The following is a 23,533-nucleotide window of genomic DNA, read 5'->3' as shown; positions in this document are numbered from 1 at the left end:
GGTTGGTCATCCTCTTGCGCATGCACCTCAGGGACGTGCCGGACGGGGCATCTCCGTGATCGATCGCGATCCGGACGCCCCGAGGATACGTGCGCCCAAATGAAGCTGCGGGTCTCGAATGCGATCGCCCCCACCCCTGGCAGCAGGGATGGGCGGAAGAAGAAATGACGATGAGACCACGATGACCTACACCACCAATATCGGACGTCGGCAGTTCCTCAAGATCCTTGGCTTTGGATCTGTTGCCGTCTCGGCCTCGGCGCTGGGCCTGGGTACTGCCTGGGCGCAGGCGCCTGCCGGCGTGCGCCCCTACAAGCTGCTGCGTGCGAAAGAGACGCGCAACAACTGCACCTATTGCTCGGTCGGGTGCGGCCTGCTGATGTATTCGCTGGGTGACGGCGCCAGGAACGCGAAGCCCCGCATCTTCCACATCGAGGGGGATCCCGATCACCCGGTCAGCCGTGGTTCGCTCTGTCCCAAGGGCGCCGGGCTGCTGGACATCGTCCATTCGAAGAACCGGTTGCAGTATCCGGAATATCGCGCGCCGGGATCAAAGGAGTGGGTGCGCATCAGTTGGGACGATGCGACCAGGCGCATCGCCCGCCTGCTGAAGGACGACCGCGACAAGAACTTCATCGCGCGCAACGACAAGGGCCAGCTGGTCAACCGCTGGCTCAGTTCGGGCATGCTCGCCTCGTCGGCGGCATCTAACGAAACCGGGGTTCTCGACTTCAAGTTTGCCCGATCGCTGGGCATGCTGGCGCTGGACTGCCAGGCGCGCCTGTGCCACGGGCCAACGGTTTCGGCGCTGGGGCCGTCCTTCGGGCGCGGCGCGATGACGAATCACTGGGTGGACATCAAGAACGCCAATGTCGTCATCGTCATGGGCGGCAACCCGGCCGAGGCCCATCCGGTCGGCTTCAAGTGGGTGATCGAGGCCAAGATCAGGAACAAGGCCAAGGTCATCGTCATTGATCCGCGCTTCAACCGCACCGCCTCGGTTGCCGATATCTTCTCGCCGATCCGGGCGGGGTCGGACACGGCATTCCTGATGGGCATGGTCAACTGGCTGCTGCAGCACGACAAGATCCAGCACGACTATGTACGCGCGTACACCAACGCGTCGCTGATCGTACGCGAGGATTTCGGCTTCGACGAAGGGTTGTTCTCGGGCTTCGATCCGCAGAAGCTCGTCTACGACAAATCCTCCTGGAACTATGAGCTGGACGCGGCGGGGAACGCGAAACGCGATCCCTCGATGCGCCATCCGCGCTGCGTGCTGAGCCTGCTGAAGCAGCACGTGTCACGCTACACGCCCGAGAAGGTCGAGGAGATCACCGGCGTCCGCAAGGCCGACTTCCTGCAGATCGCCGAGATCGTCGGCTCGTGCTCGGCGAAGGACAAGACCCTGACCTGGCTTTACGCACTCGGCTGGACGCACCACACCGGTGGCGCGCAGATCATCCGCGGCGCCGCGATGATCCAGCTGCTGCTGGGCAATGTCGGTATGTCCGGCGGCGGCGTCAATGCGCTGCGCGGGCATTCCAATATCCAGGGCTATACCGACCTTGGCCTGCTGTCAGTGCGGCTGCCGGGCTACATGGACCTGCCCGCCGACAGGCAGCAGACCCTGAAGCAATACCTGGCCGATGCCACGCCCAAGGCCGTGCTGCCCGATCAGGTGAACTACTGGAAGAACCTGCCCAAGTTCTTCGTCTCACTGCAGAAGAACCTGTTCGGCAAGCATGCCACTGCGGAAAACAACTGGGCCTTCGACCTGCTGCCGAAATGGGACCGCAGCTACGACATGCTGGCCTATTTCGACCTGATGTACGAGGGCAAGGTCAACGGCTATGTCGTCCAGGGGTTCAACCCGCTGGCGGCGATGCCTGACAAGAACAAGACCTCGGCCGCGCTGTCGAAACTGAAGTTCCTCGTGGTCATCGACCCGCTGGTGACCGAGACCTCCAACTTCTGGCGCAACGAAGGCAAGTTCAACGACGTCAAGACCGAAGAGATCATGACCGAGGTCTTCCGGCTGCCGTCGAGCTGCTTTGCCGAGGAAGACGGGACGGTCGTGAACTCCGGCCGCTGGCTGCAATGGCACTACGCGGGCCAGCAGCCGCCGGGCGAGGCGCGTCATGACCCGGCCATCCTCGGCGGCATCATGATGGAGCTGCGGCGGCTCTACGAGAAGGAAGGCGGCGCCTGCCCGGAACAGGTGCTGCACATGACCTGGGACGAGGCGACCTATCACGATCCGCACAGCCCGCATCCCGAGGAAATGGCCAAGGAAGCCAATGGCTACGCGCTGGCAGACGTGTTCGACGAGACCGGCAAGAAGATCCTGCGCAAGGGCCAGCTGCTGGATTCGTTCGCCCAACTGCGCGACGACGGCACCACCTCAAGCTACTGCTGGATCTTCGCCGGTTCCTGGACCGAGGCGGGCAACCAGATGGCCAGGCGCGACAACACCGACACCGGCCTGGGCAACACGCCGGGCTGGGCCTGGTCGTGGCCCGCGAACCGCCGCATCCTCTACAACCGCGCCTCGATGGACGAGATGGGGAACCCCTGGGACCCCAAGCGCCAGATCCTGCATTGGAACGGCGAGAAATGGGTGGGCGCTGACGTGCCCGACTTTCCGCTCACTGCGGCGCCCGGCACGCCCGTCGGCCCCTTCATCATGCTGCCCGAAGGCGTCGGGCGCCTGTTCTCCGTCGGCGGCATGACCGACGGCCCCTTCCCCGAGCATTACGAGCCGGTTGAAAGCCCGATCGCCAAGAACCCCCTGCACGACAAGGTCACGCACAACCCGACCGCCCGCATCTTCCAGAACGATGCGCAGCGGATGGGCAACCGCACCGAGTTCCCCTATGTCGCCACGACCTATTCCATCACGGAACTGTTCCGCCACTGGACCAAGCACTCGCACCTGAACGCCATGCTCCAGCCCGAGCAATTCGTCGAGATCGGCGAAAAGCTGGCCGCGGACAAGGGCATCGCGCATGGCGACACAGTGAAGATCACGACCAAGCGCGGCCATATCACTGCCAAGGCCGTGGTGACCAAGCGCATGCGCACGCTCCGGGTGGCCGGGCAGGCGGTCGATCAGATCGGCATCCCCTGCCATTGGGGCTTCGAGGGGGCGACCCGCAAGGGCTATCTCGCCAACACGCTTGCGCCCGGTGTCGGCGACGCCAATTCGCAAACGCCGGAATTCAAGGCATTCCTTGTAAACATTGAAAAAGTGGCGGGAGCGCAAGCATGAACTCGCAGAACATCATCCGTAGCTCGGCCTCGTCGGAGCTGACACCCGCCCCTCGTATCCGCGACCATCAGATGGAAGTGGCCAAGCTGATCGACGTGTCGATCTGCATCGGCTGCAAGGCGTGCCAGGTCGCCTGCAACGAATGGAACGACCTGCGCGGCGACGTGCAGGAGAATGTCGGCGTCTACGACAATCCGCGCGACCTGTCGCCCAACACCTGGACCCTGATGCGCTTCACCGAGCATGAGGACCAGACGGGCAAGCTGGAATGGCTGATCCGCAAGGACGGCTGCATGCATTGCGAGGATCCCGGCTGCCTGAAAGCCTGCCCGGCGCCGGGCGCCATCGTCCAGTACGCCAACGGCATCGTCGACTTCCAGTCCGACCTGTGCATCGGCTGCGGCTATTGCGTCGCGGGCTGCCCCTTCGACGTGCCGCGTATTTCCAAGCTGGACAACAAGGCCTACAAGTGCACGCTGTGCTCGGACCGCGTCTCGGTCGGGCAGGAGCCTGCCTGCGTCAAGACCTGCCCGACCGGCGCCATCGCCTTTGGCTCGAAGGCAGAGATGCAATCCCTTGCCGGCGAGCGCGTGGCCGAGTTGAATGAGCGCGGCTATGCCAGGGCCGGCCTGTATGACCCGGCGGGGGTCGGCGGCACCCACGTGATGTATGTGCTGCAACATGCCGACGACCCGAAGCGTTACGCGGGCTTGCCGAAGGACCCGGAGATCAGCTCGGTGGTCTCCGGCTGGAAGGATGGCCTGAAACCCGTAGCCGGCTTCGTCGGCGCGGCGGCGGTCGTGGGCATGGCGGCGCATTTCATGGCGGTCGGCCCCAACATCACCGAATCAGACGAACACGACGCCCCGACTGACGGCGCAGCATAAGCGGAGACCGGAAATGGCGACCAACAACGACAGGATCCTGCGCACGAAATTCGCCGAGCGGCTGTGTCACTGGGCGATCGTGCTCTGCTTCTTCCTTGCGGCGGTTTCGGGAATCTCGTGGTTCTTCCCGACGGTGAGCTGGCTGAGCGGCTTCCTTGGCACGCCGCAGATGGCACGGCTGCTCCACCCGTTCCTGGGCATCGCGGTGTTCGCGGGGCTGTGCTACATGTTCTGGCGCTTTGTCGGCCACAACATGCCCGCGCGCACCGACGCGATCTGGTTCCGCCGCGCCAGGGAAGTGCTGCTGAACCAGCATGGTGGCGAACCGCTGCAGATCGGCAAGTACAACGCCGGCCAGAAGGTGCTGTTCTGGCTCATTATGGCTTCGATCCTGGCCCTGCTGGTCTCCGGCCTGATCATGTGGCGCGCCTATTTCGCCGAGTATTTCCCGATTCCAGTGCTCCGCCTGGCGATCCTGGCCCATTCCGTCGCGGGGATCGGCCTGATCCTGCTGATCGTGGGCCACATCTATCTGGCGATCTGGGTCCGCGGCTCGATCACCGGCATGGTGACGGGCTACGTCTCGCGCGCCTGGGCCAGGCAGCACCATGACCGCTGGTATGGCGAGTTGCAGGCAAAGGAGTCGAAAGCGGCGCAAGCGAAGGGGAACGAGGCATGAACCAGCATCAGGCCACGCCGGGAACACTGCCATCGGACGAGGCCTCCCGGCATTTCACGCCGCTGATCCAGCCAGACCTTGCCGGTCTTTACAGCCGCCGCGCCGCACGCCTGCGCGCGCTGGCCGAAGGGCACGACCTTGCCGATTACCTGCGCCTGGCCGCCCGCGTGGCCGAGGTGCAGGCATCGCTTGTGGCCGAGGCCGATGTGTCCGCCCCGGCAGACGCCAGGGCCATCCCGCAGGAGGGGCATTGGGGCGCCCTGCTTGATCGGTTGATCGAGCGGCTCGCGCACGATGTTCCCGCCCCGGTCGCCCCGCATCTTGCGGCGCTGCGCGCCCTCCCTGCGGATGCGCGCCTTGGCGCCGCCCAGGCGCTGACCGAGGGCCGCTTTGATGCGGTGCCGGCGGCAATCGCGCCCTTCCTCTGGGCTGCGCTCTCGCTGCAATGTGCCAGCGCCGCGCGGGCGGCGCCCGTGCCCGACAGCGGCCCGGCCGAGCACGCATCCTGCCCGGTCTGCGGCACTGCCCCCGTGGCAAGCCTGATCCTGATCGGCGACCGCCAGGGCATGCGCTATCTGCATTGCGCGCTCTGCGAGAGCCAGTGGCACATGGTGCGGGCGAAATGCACCAACTGCGGCGAAGCCTCGGAGCTTGACTACCTCAGCTTCGACACCGCCGAAGCTACGGTGCGCGCCGAAAGCTGCGGGGTGTGCCACGGTTACCTGAAGGTGATCTCACTGGAACGCGACCCGCAGGCCGAGGCCGTGGCCGATGACCTTGCCTCCCTGGCGCTGGACGATGCTGTGACGGCGGAGGGCTATCAACGGACCGGGTTTAATCCCTTTGCGCTGCCGGGATGAGGCGCTGCCCGACCTGTCCTGCTGACGACCAGATTCTTCGCCTATCCGAACGCCCGCACGCCAGTCATCCATTCGTGAAGCACGAATCCGAACAGCACCCAGCCTGCCAGCCCGACGACCGCCACCATCGCATCGCGCGCAGGTGTCCCGGCCGGGTAGCTGGTTCCTGCTTCCCGGTCCCGCCGGCGCGCTGACACGAAGTCCGCCACCGCCCACGCCAGGAACGCGCCAAACAGCACCACTGCCGCGAGTGTTCCGTTGGCAAGAAGGTGCCCCAGGGCCCAGGCCTGCACGCCTGCCAGCATCGGATGGCCAAGCGCAGCCTTGATGCGGTTGCGAGGCACATAGGCCGCCGCAATCAGCACAAAGGCCGGGATCGTGAGCAATGCGGCAACGTGCCGCCCCCACACCGGCGCCGTCCAGGCCATCACAGGATCCGCGCTGGCCAGGCCGTAGCCCCAGACAACCAGCGCCAGGCCGGCAATCGAAACCAGGGTGTACAAGCCTTTCCAGCGACGGGGGCCGAGCCTGGCAATCTGCGCGGTGCGCCATGGGTCGGCAACCATGCGTACCGAGTGCGAACCCAGAAAAATGAGCAATCCCAAAACCAGTACCGTCATGCTGCTACCCCTTTCTCTAGCGCCCGTCCCACGCCTAAGCTAGTCACAGGTCCAGCCTTGACCAGGAGGGTTTCCCATGCTTCAGAACAGTGACGTCGCGGCCAGGATTCCTGCGCAAGACCTCGCGCGAGCGAGATCCTTCTACTCGAGCAAGCTCGGTCTTGAGCCAGTTGAGGAACGGCCCGGCGGCCTGCGCTACAAGTGCGGCAACAGCTACTTCGTACTTTTCGAGTCGGCTGGCTCGGCCTCTGGCAATCACACACAAATGGCCTGGGAGGTCGATGACATCCAGGCAACCGTTAGCGAGCTGCGGCAGCTGGGAGTCGTGTTCGAAGAATACGATCTTCCCGGCCTCAAGACCATCAACGGGATCGCCGAGGTCCAGGGGAACTACCCGTCCAAGGGTGGCCTGGGCGAGAAAGGTGCCTGGTTCAGAGACAGCGAGGGCAACCTCCTTGCCATCGGGCAACCGATCAGGTGAGTCGATCGGCCTGATTGAACTGCTCCTTCGGACCGTGCACCGCGCTGCATCACCCTGGCTTGGAAGGCTTGGTGCTCTCACGTGGGCCGCCAACATGCCATGTCATGGCACGCCGCCGCCCGCCCCTGCCTGCGCCGGGGCCGCCCCGTCCTCGCGCAGCCAGACAATAAACTCCGCCCCCTGCCCCACCGCGCTCTCCACGGTAATGCGGCCGCCGTAGCGCTCCACCAGCGCATAGCTGATGGAAAGCCCGAGGCCCGTCCCCATCTGCTTCTTGGTCGTGAAGAAGGGATTGAACAGGTTGGGCACGTCTTCTTCCCGGATGCCGTGCCCGGTGTCGCGCACATGCAGCGTCACGCCCTGCCCGTCCCAGTCGCGCGTGCCGAGCGTGAGCGTGCCGCCCTCGGGCATGGCGTGGATGGCATTGGTCAGCAGGTTGACCACCACCTGCTGCAGCTCGCTGCGGCTGATGCGCACCTGCCGCGTGGCCAGGCAGTCCAGCTCGACCCGGATCGACGCGCCCTTCAGCATGTGCTGGACCAGGTCGACGCAGCCAGCCGCCACCTCGCCCGCATCCAGGCGCTCCATATTGCCCGCGTAGGCCTCTGGCCGGACAAACTGCAGCAGCCGGTTGGTCAGCAGGTGGATACGCCGCACCTGCTCGTCGATCAGCCTCAGCTCGTGCCGGACTGGCTCGGCAGCCGGGCCAAGAATCTCGCGCGCCACGTCCAGGTTGCCCTGGATGACCGCGATCGGATTGTTGATCTCATGTGCCACGCCCGCTGTAAGGTGCCCTGCGACGACGAGCTTCTCCGACGTGATCAGCTGCTGCCGGGTGGCACGCAGCTCGGCGTTTGCGTCCTCCAGCTCGCGCGTGCGCTCGGCCACCTTGCGATCGAGCGAGTCCGCCCAGTCCCTGAGCTGGTCATTGCGCTGCCGCAGGGCCGACAGCAGCTGGTCGAACTGACTGGCGAGCTGGCCGAGCTCGTCTTCGCTGCGCACCGGGCCCACGCGCGCATCGGCGTCGCCCGCCTTCAGCGCCTGCATGGTGCCGACCATCCGCGCCATCGGCGCGAACACGCGCCTGGCCCAGAACAAGGCCAATAACGACCCCGCCACGCCCAGCAGCAGGAACAGGCCCACCAGGACCCCAAAAGTCAGGTTCTTCACCTGGCCGATGGGCCTGGCAAGATAGCCAACATAGAGCATGCCGATCCGCTCGCCGCGGCTGTCCACGATCGGCTCATAGGCGCTCATGTACCAGTCGCTGACCACGAACGCCAGGTCCAGCCATTTCTCGCCGCGCAGCAGCACCTTGTCGCGCACCTCGCGGGAGACCCGCGTTCCCAGGGCGCGCTCGCCATGGAACAGCCGAACGTTGGTGGCAATGCGCGTGTCGTCCAGGAACAGGGTCGCAGTGCCCTCGCTGCCACGAGGCAGCGATTCCGGCTGGTAGACCAGCGCGTTGATCGTGTCGATGAAGCCGAGGTTGTGGTTCAGCAGCGTGCCGCCATGCAGGATCGCCACCAGCGTTCCCGCCTGGTCAAATACCGGTGCGGCTGCGTGCATCACCATGCCGCGGCTTTCCTGGGTCCTGTCGGTCGGCGCTGCGTTGGCGGTGGGGCGTAGCGCCACCTGTGCGCGTCGGGCAAGCTCGCCGGAAACCGCGGCCAGTTGCGTGGCAGACCATACGTCGGTGGCGGCGTCCGTGCGGCCGGCGGCGGCGCTGGCCACCACGCGCCAGGCTGCGTAATCCGCCCCTGCCGCACCGGCAGGCGCAGCGGCAAGCAGCCGCCCTTGCGGATCGAGCAACTGCAGGAAATCGAGCCCATGCGTGCGCCGCGCGTCAGCCAGGATCCCGGGCATGGCGCCGCCGCGGCGAAGTCCGTCCACCAGCGCATATGACCTCGCCTCCTGCAGGACACGGTCGCCCACGCCGCCCACCATATGCTCGAAATACTCGTGGGCGACCAGCAGGTCGCTGTTGACCTTGTAGGCAAGCAAGGCCTGGAACGCGCGATTGCCCCACAACCCCATGATCAGCAGCAGCGCCAGCAGCGCCACCAGCAGGGGCGCGACCACGATGGATACAAGCTTGGCCCGCAGCGAGGCGCGATAGTGGCGCAGCAGCGCAGCCGGGCTCAAGGACGCAGGCCCCACTGCAGGCATTTGCGGTCCAGCGTGCGGCGCGAGATGCCAAGCCGGCGCGCCGCTTCCACCCGGTTGCCGCCCTCGGCCGCCAGCACCTGCAGGATGTGCCGCCGCTCCACCGACTCCAGCAGCGTGCCGTCGTCGGCCGGCATGGCTGCATCCTCGCGCTCGTCCTCCGGAAGGTTGGCTTGAGCCGGATCGGCCTGGTGCGCGAGCAGCTCGACCGGGTATTCGCCAAGGATCAGCGCCCGCTCCACCAGGTTGCGCAGTTCGCGCGCATTGCCTGGCCAGTCGTAGCCCTTGAGCACCCGGATCAATGAGGGCGACAGCGGCACCGCCGGCAGCCCGAGCTGGGCCGACAGCTGCTCCGAGAAATGCTCGGCCAGCGGCACGATGTCTTCCGGCCGCGTGCGCAACGGCGGGATGGCTACGGACACGACATCGAGCCGGTAGAAGAGGTCCTGGCGGAAGCGCCCGGCGGCGACCTCGTTGGCCAGGTTGCGGTTGCAGGCCGCGACGATGCGCACATCCACGGCAATCTCGCGCTCGGTGCCGAGCGGCCGGATGCGCCGGTCCTCGATCACCCGCAACAGCTTGGCCTGCATCGGCAGCGGCAGCTCCGAGATCTCGTCCAGGAACAGCGTGCCGCCGTCGGCATAGAGAAACAGGCCATGGCGCCCGCCGGCCGCGCCGGTGAAGGCCCCCTTGGCGTGGCCGAACAATTCGCTTTCGATGATCTCGGGCGCCATCGCGCCGCAGTTGAGCGGCACGAACTGGCCCTGCCGTCCGCTCAGGCGATGCAGCTCGCGCGCCACCACTTCCTTGCCGGTGCCGGACTCGCCCGTCACCAGTACCGTCGATGGCATCGGTGCCACCCGTGCCACCAGCGCCATGACCTTCTTCATCGCTTCGGACTCGCCGATGAAGTGCTTGTGGATGGTGTACTTGTCCAGCTCGCGGCGCAGCAGGTAGTTCTCGCGCGTGAGCCGGGTCCGGTCGAAGCAGCGCCGGATCGCATTGAGCATCTGGTCGACCCGGAACGGCTTGACGATGAAGTCTGCGGCGCCCGAGCGCAGCGCGGCAATCGCCGTGTCCATGTCGGCGAAGGCCGTCATCAGGATCACGTCGGCGGGGTTGCCGGCCGCGCGCAGTGCCTTGAGCCACTCCATCCCGCTGGCACCGGGCAGCGCCACATCGAGCAGGATCAGGTCGAAATGCCGTTGCTCCAGCAGCGCGGCACCCGCTTCGGCGCTGTCGGCCGTCACCACGCTGCCCACCTTGCCTTCGAGCGCGCGCGACAGGAACGAACGCATGCCGGCCTCGTCGTCCACCACCAGGATCGTGCGACGCTGCCAGTTGTCGGCATCGGGCGGGTTGCTTTGTCTTTCGCTCATCACTTTAGTTGTTGCGGGGCAAGGGAAGAGTCTAGCGACAGTCGGCCACCCGGCTGTATTGGGAATTAAACCGAGCCGGCCGCCGCACATGGACATTTTGGCGCGGGCAAGGGGCCTCCGTCCGGACATTTTGTCCAAGGCTGCGCCCCGGCGCGCGGGGCCGCGCGACGCAATCCATTGACGACAAAGGGATTGCGCCTTGGGCATGGCTTTTGCTGAACCACGCACTCCAGCCCGTCGCATCACGCGCAAAAAAGAGGCTGCCACTTCCAGGTAGGAGACACCTTCATGTCATACCCCGCGCAAGCGCAAACGCCCTCGCAGAAGTCCCAGCACGCGTCGCCGTCCCGGCCAGCATCACGCCCGTCGGCCTTCTCCAAGGAGGCCATCATCGCCCGCCCCGGCTTCAACCGCTGGATGGTACCGCCGGCCGCGCTGGCGGTGCACCTGTGCATTGGCCAGGCCTATGCGTTCTCGGTCTTCAACGAGCCGCTGACGCGGATCCTCGGCGTCACGCAGTCCGCGCCAGGCGACTGGCAACTGACCACGCTGGGCTGGGTGTTCTCGCTGGCGATCTTCTTCCTCGGCATCTCTGCCGCCTTTGCCGGCAAGTGGCTGGAGAAGGTCGGGCCGCGGCGCACCATGTTCACGGCCGCGTGCTGCTTCGGCGGCGGCTTCCTGGTTTCGGCGCTGGGCATCTGGCTGCACCAGATCTGGCTGCTGTACCTGGGCTACGGCGTGCTGGGCGGGATCGGGCTGGGGCTGGGCTACGTGTCGCCGGTGTCCACGCTGATCCGCTGGTTTCCCGACCGCCGCGGCATGGCCACCGGCATGGCGATCATGGGCTTCGGCGGCGGCGCGATGATCGGCGCGCCGCTGTCGGTCGCGCTGATGAACTACTTCAAGAGCGCGACCAGCGCGGGCGTGGCTCAGACCTTCCTGGTGATGGGCGTGATCTACTTCATCTCGATGTCGATCGGGGCGCTGGCCATCCGCATCCCGGCCCCGGGCTGGGCGCCCCCGGGCTACGTACCCACCACCAAGGCCCGCAAGATGGTCACGCACGCCAACGTGCACATCGACCAGGCGCTGAAGACGCCGCAATTCTACCTGCTGTGGGTGATCCTGTTCCTGAACATCACCGCCGGCATCGGCGTGCTGGGCCAGGCTGCGGTGATGATCCAGGAAACCTTCAAGGGCAGCATCACTGCGGCAGCCGCCGCCGGCTTCGTCGGCCTGCTCAGCATCGGCAACATGACGGGGCGCTTCCTGTGGAGCTCCGCCAGCGACTACTTCGGCCGCAAGATCACCTATGCCATCTTCTTCGCCTTCGGCGCCGCGTTGTACATGGCGGTGCCGGCCGTCGGCTCGTCCGGCAACGTGGCCCTGTTCGTGGTCTGCTACTTCCTGATCCTGACCATGTATGGCGGCGGCTTCAGCACCATTCCCGCCTACCTGGCGGACATGTTCGGCACGGCCTACGTCGGCGGCATCCATGGCCGCCTGCTGACCGCCTGGGCCGCCGCCGGCATTGCCGGCCCGGCGCTGGTCAACTACATCCGCGAGCACAAGCTGGCCATGGGTGTGCCCAGGTCAGAGGTCTATGTCGACACCCTGCACATCATGGCCGGCCTGCTGGTGGCGGGGTTCGTCTGCAACCTGCTGATCCGGCCGGTGCATGAGCGCCACCACCTGCGCGAAGCCACCAGCGCAGCCTGAGCGCCACCCCGGCTTCCGATACCAATACACAGGAGACACCACCGTGCAAGACGACCGTACTTTCGGCAAGACGCTGCTGCTGCTCGCGTTCTGGGCATACGTGCTGATCCCGCTGGGCGCGGGGATCTGGTCGACCCTCGGCAAGGCCATGAAGCTGTTCAGCTGAGCGCTCGCGCCGGCCGTCCGCTGCGTCCTGATCCATCTTCGCAGCGCACACCCGAGAGCCTCCTGACTGGTGCCGCGGGATCCTGTCGCATGACTGTGATCCCGCGCAATCGCGTCATCTGTACCGGTGGCGCGAAGTGCCTGGCAAGCGCTGCTTCCGGCCTGAAGAACTGAGCTTGAACGGTTCCGCAAGAACTGTATCCCTAGCGGGCAGGCTGTAGTCCTTACGCTTGTCCATGGTGTCCTGTCCCGCAATTGACCCGATATGAAATCGCCCAGTTGCCCGCCATGCGTCGTTGCGGGACCGGACACAGTCTCGCGCGACACGCCGTCGTGCCGGCGGCCACCCCACGGAGAGCACATCGATGTACGGACTCACAGCCCTGGAACTCGCTCGAATCCAGTTCGGATTCACGGTTTCCTTCCACATATTATTTCCCGCCATCACGATCGGGCTGGCATGTTTCCTGGCGTTCCTGGAAGCACGCTGGCTCTACACCAAGGACACGGTGTACAGGACCCTGTACCAGTTCTGGATCAAGATCTTCGCGTTGAACTTCGGCATGGGGGTCGTTTCCGGCCTGGTCATGGCCTATGAGTTCGGCACCAACTGGTCTGGCTTCTCGCAGTTTGCGGGGAGCGTCACCGGACCGCTGCTGACCTACGAGGTGCTGACCGCCTTCTTCCTGGAAGCGGGCTTCCTGGGCGTGATGCTGTTCGGCTGGAACCGGGTCGGGCCGGGGCTGCACTTCTTCTCGACGGTGATGGTGGCGCTCGGCACCATGATTTCCTCCACCTGGATCCTGGCATCGAACAGCTGGATGCATACGCCGGCCGGCTACGTCATCGTTGCCGGCAAGGTGGTGCCGACCGACTGGCTCGAGGTGATCTTCAACCCGTCGTTCCCCTACCGCCTGGCGCACATGGTGATCGCCGCGCTGCTGTCGACGGCACTGTTCGTGGCGGCATCCTCGGCCTGGCAGCTGCTGCATGACCGCGCCGTGCCCGCCGCCCGCAAGATGCTGTCGATGGCGCTGTGGATGGTGCTGATCGCGGCGCCGATCCAGGCGGTGGTGGGCGACGCCCACGGCCTGAACACGCTGGAGCACCAGCCCGCCAAGATCGCGGCGATGGAGGGGCACTGGAACACCGCGGCCAAGGATGACAAGGGCGGCTTCCCGCTGATCGTCTTCGGAATCCCCGACATGGAACGCGAGGAAACCCGCTACGCCATCGAGATTCCGCGCCTGGGCAGCCTGATCCTCACGCACAGCCTTGACGGCCAGATCCGTGGCCTGAAGGACTTCCCCAGGGAAGACCGCCCCAATGCCACAGTGCTGTTCTTCACCTTCCGCATCATGGTTGGCCTGGGGGTGGCGATGATCCTGTTCGGCCTGCTGGGCTGGGTGCTGCGCCGCAACGGCGCGCTGTACCGGTCCAAGGCCTTCCTGCGCCTCGCGGTGGTGATGGGCCCCGCCGGGCTGGTCGCGCTGCTGGCCGGCTGGATGACCACCGAGATCGGCCGCCAGCCGTGGGTGGTCTATGGACTGCTGCGTACCCATGATGCCGTTTCCGCGCATGCGGCCGGCCCGGTGGCGCTGTCGCTGGCACTGTTCGTGGTGATCTACTTCGTCTGCTTCGGCGTGGGCATCCGCTACATGCTCAAGCTGGCCAGCGCCGGCCCCGCCCCCGACGCGCACCCGCACGAAGAGCCGTCCTACGGCCCCGGCAGCGTCGTCCCCGCCGCCATCGCCGCGGCTTCCACACCCAACCCGATGGCCCCGCACGGCCAGCGCGAATCCTGAACAGGTGATCAACATGGGTATCAACCTTCCCGTTATCTGGGCCGCCCTGATCTTCTTCGGTGTGATGATGTACGTCATCATGGACGGATTCGATCTTGGCATCGGCATTCTCTTTCCCTTCGTCGGCGACCGTCATGACCGCGACGTCATGATGAACACGGTGGCCCCAGTCTGGGACGGCAACGAAACCTGGCTGGTGCTGGGCGGCGCGGCGCTGCTGGGCGCCTTCCCGCTGGCCTACTCGGTGCTGCTCAGCGCCTTCTACCTGCCGCTGATGTTCATGCTGATGGGGCTGATCTTCCGCGGCGTGGCCTTTGAATTCCGCTTCAAGGCCAGCGACCGCAGCCGCCCGTACTGGGATGCCGCGTTCACGTGGGGATCGGTGCTCGCCGCCTTCTTCCAGGGCGTGACACTGGGCGCCTATATCGACGGCATCGCCATGGAAGGCGCCACCTTCACCGGCGGCGCGCTCGACTGGCTGGCGCCGTTCCCGGTCTTCTGCGGCGTGGGCGTGGTGATCACCTATGCCTTCCTCGGGGTCACCTGGCTCATCATGAAGACGGAGGGCCGCCTGCAATGGACCATGCTGCGCGTGACCAACGTGCTGACCGGCGTGATGCTGGCAATGGTCGCCACGGTGAGCGTGTGGACGCCGCTGACCCATCCGGAGATCGCGCAACGCTGGTTCGCGCTGCCCAACCTGTTCTTCTTCCTGCCGGTGCCGCTGCTGGTGCTGTTCTCGGCCTTCGGCATCTACCGGTCCCTGCGCAAGCACCCGAACGTGTCGCCGTTCCTGTACGCGCTGCTGATGATCTTCATGGGTTATACCGGGCTTGCCATCAGCATCTGGCCCAATATCATCCCGCCGTCGATCTCGATCTTCGATGCGTCGTCGCCCCCGCAAAGCCAGGGCTTCGCGCTGGTCGGCACCCTGTTCATCGTGCCGATCATCCTGGCCTACACCTCCTGGTCCTATTACGTGTTCCGCGGCAAGGTCAAGCGCGGGGAGGGGTACCACTGATGGCCAGGATCCCGCAATCGCGGCTGGCGGCCCGCCTGGGCTGGCTGCTGGCGCTGTGGCTGGCGGGGGTCGGCACCGTCTTCGTCTGCGCCAGCCTGATGAAGCTGCTGATGCGGGCAGCCGGGCTTGCCAACTGAAGCCATGCCGTCCTCTGGCCCGCTCTCCCGTCCCGCGCTGCCCGCGCGCACCGCCGGCGTGTTCGACACGCTCGCGGCAGCCTGGGCGGGACGCCCCGACCTTGCACCCTGGCTGCATTCGCTGAAGGTGTTCGGCGCGGCAATGCTGGCGCTCTACGTGGCGCTGGCGCTCGGGCTGCCGCGGCCCTACTGGGCCATGGCCACCGTCTACCTGGTGTCCAGCCCGCTGGCCGGCGCCACCTATGCCAAGGGCACCTACCGCGTCTTCGGCACGCTGCTGGGCGCGGTGTGCGCGGTGGCGCTGGTGCCCTGGCTGGTCGACGAGCCGGTGCTGCTGATGGCCGCGATCGCGTGCTGGACCGGCACCCTGCTCTACCTGTCCTTGCTGGAGCCGGCGCCGCGCAACTACATCTGCCTGCTGGCCGCCTATACGCTGCCGATCGTGGCGCTGCCGACGGTCACCAACCCGGCCACGGTCTTCGACGTGGCCCTCACCCGCATCGAGGAAATCGTCATCGGCATCGTCTGCGCCAGCGTGGTCAGCGCGGTGGTGTTTCCCTCGCGCACCACGCCGGCGCTGGCCGCGCGCGCGTCGGCGTGGCTGGACCACGCCTCGCGCTGGATCACCGACGTGCTGGCCGCCGGCGCCAGCGCGGGCCAGCGCCATGACAGCTTCAGCCTGCTGGCCGCCGATATCCTGGCAATGGAAACCCAGCTGGCGCAGCTGACCTATGAAGCCGACGGCGCCCTGACCCTGCGGCGCGCACGTGCCCTGCACCAGCGCATGACGGCCCTGCTGCCGCTGGTGCTGGCGCTGGCCGATGCCGCCGGCGCCTTGCACCGGCATCCGGCGGGCATGCCTGACACCGTCGCGCAGCGCATGCGCGCCACGCTGGCCTGGATCGCCGGCGACACCGGCGCGTCCCGGCCGCCGCCTTCCTGGTACCCGGCAGGCACCACGCCCGCCGCACCCGCGGACTGGCATGCACGGCTGGTCGCGGCGACCTGCACCTACCTGGACGAACTGGGCGACCTCTGGCAAGACTGCCGCCTGCTGCAGGCCAGCCTGCGCCAGGGCGGGAGCGAGCCCACCGCGCTGCGCTACCGCGTGGAACCCGCCGGGCAGGCCCGGCACCATGACCACGCGCAACTGTTGTTCCGCGGCGCCACCGCCGGCTCGGCCACCTTCGTCGCGGGCCTGCTGTGGATGGTGTCGGGGTGGGTCGATGGCGCCGTCCCGGTCGGCCTGGCCGCGCTTGCCAGCTGCTTTATCGCCACCACCGCGGAGCCGCGGCTGATGGCCGGCCGGGTGATCGCGTGGAGCATCGGCTGTGCGTTGCTGTCCTGGTACTACCAGTTCGTGGTGCTGCAGCTGGCCCATGACTTTGGCTCGCTGGCCGCCCTGCTGTGCGGCCCCTACCTGGTCATCGGCGCCATGACCACGCAGCCGCGCAATGCGCTGTTCGGCGTGTTGCTGGCGGTCACGGCGGCATCGTTCCCGGGCCCGCAGCACCTGACCGCGGCAAGTTTCGCCGGCATCTTCAACAGCAGCCTGGCAAGCCTGGCGGCGCTGGTGTTCGCGGCCTTGTGGGCGGTCCTGATGCAGCCCTTCGGCCAGCAGCTGGTGGCCTACCGGCTGGCCCGGGCCAACTGGAACGAGATCGCGCTGGCGGCGCACCCGCGCGCGCCGGTCAACAGCGCGCGGCTGCGCGGCCGCATGCTGGACCGGCTGCTGCGCCAGTGGCCGCCATTGACCCGCCGCAACAATGCCAGCGGCAGGCACGCCGGCAGCGCCGTTGCAGACTTCCTGGTCGAATCCGCCGCGCTCGCGCTGCGGCGCGCCCCCGCTGGCGTGCCTGCGCCGCACCGCCGTGCCGTGGAGCGCGTGCTGGCCGGCGTGGCACGCCACTACCGCCAGTGCGCGCGCGCCGGCCATGCCAGCCCGCCCGCTCCGGCACTGGCGGCGCAGATCGACGCGGCCTTCGCGGCACTGGCCTCGTCGGCGCACGGCAGCCCCCGCACGGCGCTGGCGGCACTGGCCACCCTGCGGCTGGCCCTGTATCCGCCTACCGAAGGAGAGCCCCATGCACGCCACTGAGTTCGACCTGTACGGCGTCTTCGTGCCGGCCACCGTGGTGTGGATGCTGGCCGCGTTCGCGGTGACCGCCGGCGTGCGCGCCGTGCTCGCCCGGATCGGCTTCTACCGCATCGTCTGGCACCGGTCCTTGTTCAATTTCTCGCTCTATATCCTTGTACTGGGCGCGCTCGTCGCGCTCCTCTGGCAGGCCCCATCATGATTCGCAAGCTTTCGCTGCTCGGCCCCGTTGCGGTGACCCTGGCGGCCGTGGTCGCCGCGGCGCTGACCGCCTGGCATTTGTGGCAGTACTACACCGAGGCGCCCTGGACCCGCGACGGCCATGTGCGCGCAGAAGTGATCCAGGTCGCGCCGGACGTGTCCGGCCTGGTCACTGCCGTGCTCGTCGGCGACAACGCCCGGGTGCAACGCGGCCAGGTCCTGTTCGTGGTGGACCAGGAGCGCTTCAGCCTGGCCCTGAAACAGGCCCAGGCCGAGGCCGCGTCGGCGCGCGCCGCGCTGGCACTGGGCCGGCGCCAGGCGGCGAACGCGGCCGCCGTGGCCGCCGCGCAGGCGCGCATCGACGAAGCCGATGCCGCGGTGGACGTGGCCAGGCTCAACCTGGCCCGCTGCCGCGTGACCAGCCCGGTCGACGGCCATGCCAGCGACCGCCTGCCGCGCGTCGGCGACTTTGCCACCCGCGGCAGGCCGGCCCTGTCGGTGGTGGCCAGCGGCTCGCAGTACGTGGAAGGCTATTTCGAGGAAACCAAGCTGCCCGCGATCCGCGTCGGCAGCGCCGCCGAAGTGCATATCATGGGCCAGCGCACTCCCTTGCGCGGACATGTGCAGAGCATTGCGCCCGGCATCGAGGACCAGGACCGCGCCATCGGGCCCAACATGCTGCCCAGCGTCAACCCGACCTTCAACTGGGTGCGCCTGGCCCAGCGCATACCGGTGCGAATCGCACTGGACCAGGTACCCGCCGGGGTCCACCTGATCGCCGGCCAAACCGCGACGGTGCGCATCCGGGCGCCGCGCGAATGAGGCGCCCCGACGCAGCCATACCGGCCCCGCCGGAACTGTTCTGCTTCCGCTCCTGCCGATTTGTACGCCTGCCGGGCGGCGATCGGTCCCTACCATGGAGGGCATGGCATGCGCTATGCCCTACCCCATTGCCCCCGGGAGATTCGCCATGCAAGCAGCGCTTGTGCAAGAAATGCCCGCCGCCCGCAGTCTTGAGGCGCCCGAGCCGGACCACGCATCACCCGCCTGCCGGGACCAGCTGGGCCGTCCGCTGCGCGACCTGCGGCTCTCGGTGATCGACCAGTGCAACTTCCGCTGCACCTACTGCATGCCCAAGGAGCGCTTCGGGCGCGACTATCCGTTCCTGTCGCCTGAGCAGCGCCTGTCCGATGCGGAACTGCTGCGCATCGTGCGCGCCTTTGTCGGCCTGGGCGTTGAGAAAGTGCGCCTGACCGGCGGCGAGCCGCTGCTGCGCAAGGGCATCGAGTCGCTGGTCGAACGCATTGCGGCCATGCGTACCCTGGACGGCCGGCAGGTGGAAGTGGCCATGACCACCAACGGCAGCCTGCTGGCCCGCAAGGCGCGTTCGCTGCGCGACGCAGGCCTGGGCCGGGTCACGGTCAGCCTGGACAGCCTGGACGACCAGATCTTCCGCGCCATGAACGATGTCGATTTCCCGGTCGGGCGCGTGCTGGAGGGCATCGACGCGGCCATCGCGGCGGGCCTGGCACCAGTCAAGGTCAACTGCGTGGTCGAGCGCGGCACCAACGACGCGCAGGTGCTGCCGCTGGTGGAGCACTTCCGTGGCAGCGACGTCACGCTGCGCTTTATCGAATATATGGATGTGGAAGGCCCGAGCGGCTGGTCACAGTCACGCGTCGTCCCGTCCGACGAGATCCGCGGCATGGTCGAGCGCGCGCATGCGCTGCTGCCGGTCACCCGGCGCGACGGCGAAACCGCCAGCAACTACCTGCTGGCGGATGGCAGCCTGAAGCTGGGTTTTATCTCCAGCGTTTCGCACCCGTTCTGCGGCGATTGCACCCGCGCACGCGTTTCGGTCGACGGTCGGCTTTACCTGTGCCTGTTCGCCACCAGCTCTGTCGACCTGCGCCAGCACCTGGGTGCCGCGCGCCCCGATGAAGCCGTTGCGGACGCGGTCCGGCAAGCCTGGCAGGCCCGCGGCGACCGCTACTCCGAGCTGCGCGCGGACCGGCTGGCCAGCGGCAAGCGCCAGTACCCGACGGTGCGCATGTCGCTGGTCGGCGGCTGAGCCGCGGGCGCGGCTTTCGGCCACTCAGTCAGGATTCGGGAAAGCCTGCGCGGCAAGCTCCGCGCCGGCTGGTGTCAGGCTCGCGTGACCGCGGCCTTCCTCGTCGATCGCCACGTCCGCCAGTCCGGCGGCCTGCAGTTGCGTCAACACGCGCCGCAGCACGCTCATTGGCAGCTGGGCCCGCTTCGCGATCTTGGCGAGCGACCAGGGGCTGCCGCCGCCCTCGCGCCCAGCCTGCCACAGGACCTGGAGCGCCGCGACCATGGCGGGATCGATATCAGCGTCTTGCATGCTCTTCCTCGCCGGGTTCCCGGCTGCGCGCCAGCAGGTGCTGCGCGATCCTGCCCAGCGTCTGCACGGCGGACTCGATTCCGGGCGACCATTCCCCGCTGTAGTTCAGCCGGATGCAATGGCGGTAAGTGGCCCCGGGCGCAAACATATGCCCGGGCGCGATGGTGATGCGGTGCTCCAGCGCGGCGTGGTACATCTCCATCGCATCGATGCCCTCCGGCAGCTGCACCCACAGCACATAGCCTCCCGCAGGGCGCGACGGGGTGGTGCCGTCCGGGAAGAACCTGCGCACCGCGGCGGCCATGATGTTGGCCTGCTGCGCATAGGCCTTGCGCACCCGCCGCAGGTGGAAGTCGTAGCCGTCGTTCTTCAGGAACTCGGCAATCGCCAGCTGCGGAATGGCGGGCGTGGTCAGCGTGTTGAGGAACTTGAGCCGTTCCACCGCCTCGCGGTAGCGGCCCGGCAGCGCCCAGCCGATCCGGTAGGCATTGGTCAGCGTCTTGGAGAACGAGGAGCAATGCAGCACGATGCCGGCCTTGTCAAACGCCTTCAATGAACTGGGATGGGCCTCGCCGTAATAGAGCTCGCCGTAGACGTCGTTCTCGATGACGGGGATGTCCTTCTCGGTCAGCATGGCCACCAGCGCGCGCTTCTTCTCATCGGGCATCTGGAAGCCGAGCGGGTTCTGGAAATTGGGCATCACCATGCAGGCGGCCACGCCCTTTTCATCGATCAGCCGCGCCAGCTCGCCGATGTCGATGCCTTCCACCGGATCGGTCGCCACCTCGATGGCGCGCATGCCCAGCCGCTCGATAGCATGGAGCATGGCGTAGAAGGTTGGCGACTCCACTGCGATGGTATCGCCCGGCCTGGCCACTGCCTGCAGGCAGAGGTTGATGGCCTCGGTCGCGCCGATGGTGACGATCACCTCGTTCGGATCGATGGCGTAGCCGTTCTCCAGGTAGCGGCGCGAGATCTGCCGGATCAGCTCGGGGCTGCCGGGCGGCAGGTCGTCGAGCATGGTCCACTTGGCATAGCGGCGCGCGATATTGTTGGCGTACTGGTTGATGCGCTGCCACGGAAACAGCGAAGGGTCCGGATAGGGCGAACCGAGCGGCACGGCATCATCGGAACGGATCGAACGCAGCGTGGAAAGCACCAGCGCGCTGACATCCACCGCCGAGGGCTTGGCACTGGGCCTGGACGGGCGCAGCTCGACCACCGGCTCGCCCGGCCGCGCGCGCACGAAATAGCCGGACTGCGGCCGGCTTTCGATGATGCCGCGGCTCTCCAGCAAGACGTAGGCCCGGATCACCGTGGTGATGCTCATGCGGTGGTGCTGGCTGGTCTGCCGCACCGAGGGAATCCGCTCGCCGGGCAACAGCACCCCCTGCTGCACCAATGCTTCTATGTCCGCAGCCAGCTTTTCATATAGTTTCACGCTGCGCTCCCCTTCCCATGTCCCTCGCGCCCGGCCGGTGCCTGGTCCGGCCCTTGCGCCGGGCTGCTGTCAGCTGAGCCAACGATGAAGATCATAGTACGGCAGGGGCACATTTTGGAGTTGTCCGGTGCATTGGGGTTCGACCCGCACAAAGCCGCTGGCCTGGCCGAGCGCCGACACCGAGGCGGCACCCTGCTGTGCATTGACCTGCACGAAGCTCTCGCGGCCGCCGAGGTTGCCGATTTCGCCCACGCGCCAGAAGGCATCGCCGCGGTGCGGGCGGGTGCCCGCCAGCGCCGCCCTGACCCGGCCTACCGGCGGGAACAGCTCCGCGCGCCCCTGCAGGCGGCGCAGCAGCGGCGTCACCAGCAGCGCGAAGGTGGCATAGGCCGCCGCCGGATTGCCGGGCAGGCATACTACGGGCTTGCCGCGCAGGCGCCCCACCGTGACCGGCTTGCCGGGCTTCATGTTGACGCCACGGCAAAGCAGCTCGCCGCCTGCCGAAGCCAGCGCCGCCGCGACCAGGTCGCGCTGGCCGACCGAGGCACCGCCGGTGACCAGCACCAGGTCGGCGTCGGCGGCAAGTTCCCGCAGCATGTCGTGCAAGGCGCGCTCGTCGTCATGCACGTGGCGGTGGCAACTGACCACGGCGCCCATCGACTGCACCAGCGACTCGAGCATCGGGCCATTGACGTCATGCACCTGGTACACGTCGCGCGGCTCGTCGTGCGCCGCCACCTCGTCGCCCGAAGTCAGGATGGCAACCTCCACCAGCCGGCAGACCGTGGCCTCCGTCAGTCCCTGCGACGCCAGCGCGGCAATATGCCCCGCATGCAGCAGGGTTCCCGCCGACAGCAGCAGGTCGCCCCGGCGGGCGTCCTCGCCCTTGCGCCGGATATGCTGGCCCGCCACGGGTGCGCGCGCGCAGACCACGCCGCGATAGGTTTCCTCGGCATCCTCCAGCGCGACCACGGCATCGGCGCCGGGTGGAATCACGCCGCCGGTGTAGATGCGGATGGCCTGGCCGGGCAACAGCGGCTGCGGCTGCGTGCCGGCGTAGACGACCTGCTGCAGCGGCAGGCAGGCGTCAGCGCGGCAGTCTTCACAGCGCACCGCATAGCCGTCCATGGCACTGCGGTCCGCCGCGGGCGTATCCATGACCGCGGCCACGTCGCCGGCCAGCACGCGGCCGGTCAGCAGGCCCAGCCACACGGTTTCGGTCTGCCGCACGGGCTCCGCGCACATCGCGAAGACCGCCTGCGCCTCGTCAAAGTTCAGCATGCTGCGCCTCCGCGGGCGGCATCCAGTGCGGCGCCGGTATAGTCGACATAACCATCCTGGCGGCAGAAGCTGAGCAGGCGCAGACCGGCCTGCTCGGCGATGCGTATCGCCAGCGAGGTCGGCGCCGAGATCGTCGCCAGCATCTGGATATTCATGCGCGCCACCTTGCGCACCAGTTCATAGCTGGCGCGGCTGGACAGCAGCACGAAGCCGTCGTCCATCGCCACGCGCTGCATCGCCAGGTGGCCGATCAGCTTGTCCAGGCCGTTGTGGCGGCCCACATCCTCGAACACATGCAGGATCTCACCGCCCGCATCGCACCAGGCCGCGGCGTGGACGCCCCCGGTGGCCTGCATCAGCCGCTGGTGCGACGGCAGCGCCGCGACCGCGCGCTCGATCATCTCGCGCGACGGCGTCAGCCGGGTGGCCGGCTCGGGCATGCGCGCCGGCTCCAGGTCGAGCAGCTCGATGCTCTCGATGCCGCAGACGCCGCAGCCGGTGCGCCCCGCCAGCGCGCGCCGGCGGGCCCGCATGGTGGCAAAGGCGTGCTCGCTGATCTCCATCTGCACCTCGGCGCCGTGCGGGTGCACGCGCACTTCCAGGTCGTGGATCTCGGCATTGCGCCCGACGATGCCCTCGGTCAGCGAGAAGCCGACCGCGAACGCCTCCAGGTCCAGCGGCGTGGCCATCATCACGGCGTGCGAGATGCCGTTGTACACCAGCGCCACCGGGAGTTCTTCTGCCACGTTGTCCGTGGCCGGCTGCACCAAGCAGTTTTTGTGCCGCACGATGCTGCGCGCTTCATAGCCTGTGTGTTCGACCAGTTCGGTGCATTCCATGGGATCTCTCGTAAAATCATGTGCAGCGCCCGCTTGCATGCTGACGGTTTGTTCCCCTCTCCCGCTTGCGGGAGAGGGGAAGGTTCACCAGGGGTGTCAGTCGCTTGACGAGCGGTATTGCGCG

General features: G+C 67.3%; 21 protein-coding genes. 14 read left to right on the top strand and 7 right to left on the bottom strand.

Annotated features, from left to right (window positions below):
* Nucleotides 1-181 precede the first annotated feature (181 nt).
* The 4 genes from fdnG to fdhE are packed head-to-tail and all read left to right on the top strand — an operon-like array spanning nt 182 to nt 5,697.
* Nucleotides 182-3,271, top strand: a complete 3,090-nt coding sequence (gene fdnG, locus AC3WQZ_RS01160; protein ID WP_081050155.1) for a formate dehydrogenase-N subunit alpha — start codon at nt 182-184, stop codon at nt 3,269-3,271.
* Nucleotides 3,268-4,158 (top strand): formate dehydrogenase subunit beta, encoded by an 891-nt coding sequence (fdxH, locus tag AC3WQZ_RS01155; RefSeq protein ID WP_058696771.1) that lies wholly within the window; start codon nt 3,268-3,270, stop codon nt 4,156-4,158. Before fdnG ends, fdxH begins: the two co-directional genes overlap by 4 nt.
* A 13-nt stretch (nt 4,159-4,171) precedes the next feature.
* Complete coding sequence (locus tag AC3WQZ_RS01150) at nt 4,172-4,837, top strand: formate dehydrogenase subunit gamma (RefSeq protein WP_010809262.1); 666 nt, start codon at nt 4,172-4,174, stop codon at nt 4,835-4,837.
* Complete coding sequence (fdhE, locus tag AC3WQZ_RS01145) at nt 4,834-5,697, top strand: formate dehydrogenase accessory protein FdhE (protein ID WP_010809261.1); 864 nt, start codon at nt 4,834-4,836, stop codon at nt 5,695-5,697. The genes AC3WQZ_RS01150 and fdhE overlap by 4 nt, the downstream gene beginning before the upstream one ends.
* A gap of 41 nt (nt 5,698-5,738) precedes the next feature.
* On the opposite strand, the gene AC3WQZ_RS01140 is transcribed toward fdhE, so the two are convergent.
* On the bottom strand, nt 5,739-6,317 hold the full coding sequence (locus AC3WQZ_RS01140) for an NnrU family protein (RefSeq protein WP_037025411.1): 579 nt from the start codon (nt 6,315-6,317) through the stop codon (nt 5,739-5,741).
* Nucleotides 6,318-6,393: 76 nt separating this feature from the next.
* Here AC3WQZ_RS01140 and AC3WQZ_RS01135 point away from each other — a divergent pair, with 76 nt between their 5' ends.
* Entirely contained in the window at nt 6,394-6,798 is a 405-nt protein-coding gene (locus AC3WQZ_RS01135) for a VOC family protein (protein ID WP_010809259.1), read from the top strand.
* Nucleotides 6,799-6,900: 102 nt separating this feature from the next.
* Here the strand turns inward: AC3WQZ_RS01135 and AC3WQZ_RS01130 are convergent, their stop codons facing one another.
* Nucleotides 6,901-8,967, bottom strand: a complete 2,067-nt coding sequence (locus AC3WQZ_RS01130) for a sensor histidine kinase (protein ID WP_492299838.1) — start codon at nt 8,965-8,967, stop codon at nt 6,901-6,903.
* Nucleotides 8,940-10,343, bottom strand: coding sequence for a sigma-54-dependent transcriptional regulator (locus tag AC3WQZ_RS01125; RefSeq protein WP_058696773.1), 1,404 nt, complete (start codon nt 10,341-10,343; stop codon nt 8,940-8,942). The genes AC3WQZ_RS01130 and AC3WQZ_RS01125 overlap by 28 nt, the downstream gene beginning before the upstream one ends.
* A 288-nt stretch (nt 10,344-10,631) precedes the next feature.
* Between AC3WQZ_RS01125 and AC3WQZ_RS01120 the strand changes: the two genes are divergently transcribed.
* The 9 genes from AC3WQZ_RS01120 (at nt 10,632) to moaA (ending at nt 19,557) form a co-directional block, all read left to right on the top strand.
* Nucleotides 10,632-12,062 carry an L-lactate MFS transporter gene (locus AC3WQZ_RS01120; protein WP_010809256.1) on the top strand — a complete coding sequence of 477 codons (1,431 nt, stop codon included), beginning with the start codon at nt 10,632-10,634 and terminating at the stop codon, nt 12,060-12,062.
* A gap of 43 nt (nt 12,063-12,105) precedes the next feature.
* The gene (locus AC3WQZ_RS01115) at nt 12,106-12,228 is read left to right on the top strand and encodes an MFS transporter small subunit (protein ID WP_010809255.1); all 123 of its coding nucleotides are present in this window, start codon (nt 12,106-12,108) and stop codon (nt 12,226-12,228) included.
* Between the two features lie 364 nt (nt 12,229-12,592).
* Nucleotides 12,593-14,032 (top strand): cytochrome ubiquinol oxidase subunit I, encoded by a 1,440-nt coding sequence (locus AC3WQZ_RS01110; protein WP_010809254.1) that lies wholly within the window; start codon nt 12,593-12,595, stop codon nt 14,030-14,032.
* Between the two features lie 13 nt (nt 14,033-14,045).
* Complete coding sequence (gene cydB, locus AC3WQZ_RS01105; protein WP_492299836.1) at nt 14,046-15,053, top strand: cytochrome d ubiquinol oxidase subunit II; 1,008 nt, start codon at nt 14,046-14,048, stop codon at nt 15,051-15,053.
* A complete protein-coding gene (locus tag AC3WQZ_RS01100) occupies nt 15,053-15,190 on the top strand; it encodes a DUF2474 family protein (RefSeq protein ID WP_010809252.1) in 138 nt (45 codons plus the stop codon). Before cydB ends, AC3WQZ_RS01100 begins: the two co-directional genes overlap by 1 nt.
* Nucleotides 15,191-15,194: 4 nt before the next feature.
* Nucleotides 15,195-17,288 (top strand): FUSC family protein, encoded by a 2,094-nt coding sequence (locus tag AC3WQZ_RS01095; protein WP_492299924.1) that lies wholly within the window; start codon nt 15,195-15,197, stop codon nt 17,286-17,288.
* The gene (locus AC3WQZ_RS01090) at nt 17,275-17,487 is read left to right on the top strand and encodes a DUF1656 domain-containing protein (protein ID WP_010814449.1); all 213 of its coding nucleotides are present in this window, start codon (nt 17,275-17,277) and stop codon (nt 17,485-17,487) included. Before AC3WQZ_RS01095 ends, AC3WQZ_RS01090 begins: the two co-directional genes overlap by 14 nt.
* Entirely contained in the window at nt 17,484-18,308 is an 825-nt protein-coding gene (locus AC3WQZ_RS01085; RefSeq protein ID WP_058696775.1) for an HlyD family secretion protein, read from the top strand. The genes AC3WQZ_RS01090 and AC3WQZ_RS01085 overlap by 4 nt, the downstream gene beginning before the upstream one ends.
* Before the next feature lie 148 nt (nt 18,309-18,456).
* Entirely contained in the window at nt 18,457-19,557 is a 1,101-nt protein-coding gene (gene moaA / locus AC3WQZ_RS01080) for a GTP 3',8-cyclase MoaA (protein WP_041688108.1), read from the top strand.
* A 24-nt stretch (nt 19,558-19,581) separates the two neighbouring features.
* Here moaA and AC3WQZ_RS01075 read toward each other — a convergent pair whose 3' ends face one another.
* From AC3WQZ_RS01075 to fdhD, 4 genes are all read right to left on the bottom strand, one after another.
* Nucleotides 19,582-19,848: a helix-turn-helix domain-containing protein gene (locus AC3WQZ_RS01075; RefSeq protein WP_010814452.1), complete on the bottom strand. Its 267-nt coding sequence runs from the start codon at nt 19,846-19,848 to the stop codon at nt 19,582-19,584.
* The gene (locus AC3WQZ_RS01070) at nt 19,835-21,289 is read right to left on the bottom strand and encodes an aminotransferase-like domain-containing protein (RefSeq protein ID WP_011617257.1); all 1,455 of its coding nucleotides are present in this window, start codon (nt 21,287-21,289) and stop codon (nt 19,835-19,837) included. Before AC3WQZ_RS01070 ends, AC3WQZ_RS01075 begins: the two co-directional genes overlap by 14 nt.
* A gap of 69 nt (nt 21,290-21,358) precedes the next feature.
* Nucleotides 21,359-22,570 (bottom strand): molybdopterin molybdotransferase MoeA, encoded by a 1,212-nt coding sequence (locus AC3WQZ_RS01065; protein WP_058696777.1) that lies wholly within the window; start codon nt 22,568-22,570, stop codon nt 21,359-21,361.
* The gene (fdhD, locus tag AC3WQZ_RS01060; RefSeq protein ID WP_010814455.1) at nt 22,564-23,409 is read right to left on the bottom strand and encodes a formate dehydrogenase accessory sulfurtransferase FdhD; all 846 of its coding nucleotides are present in this window, start codon (nt 23,407-23,409) and stop codon (nt 22,564-22,566) included. The genes AC3WQZ_RS01065 and fdhD overlap by 7 nt, the downstream gene beginning before the upstream one ends.
* Nucleotides 23,410-23,533 lie beyond the last annotated feature (124 nt).

The organism is Cupriavidus sp. FW305-26, from assembly GCF_058787975.1.
This window is presented reverse-complemented; position numbering and strand designations above follow the sequence as displayed.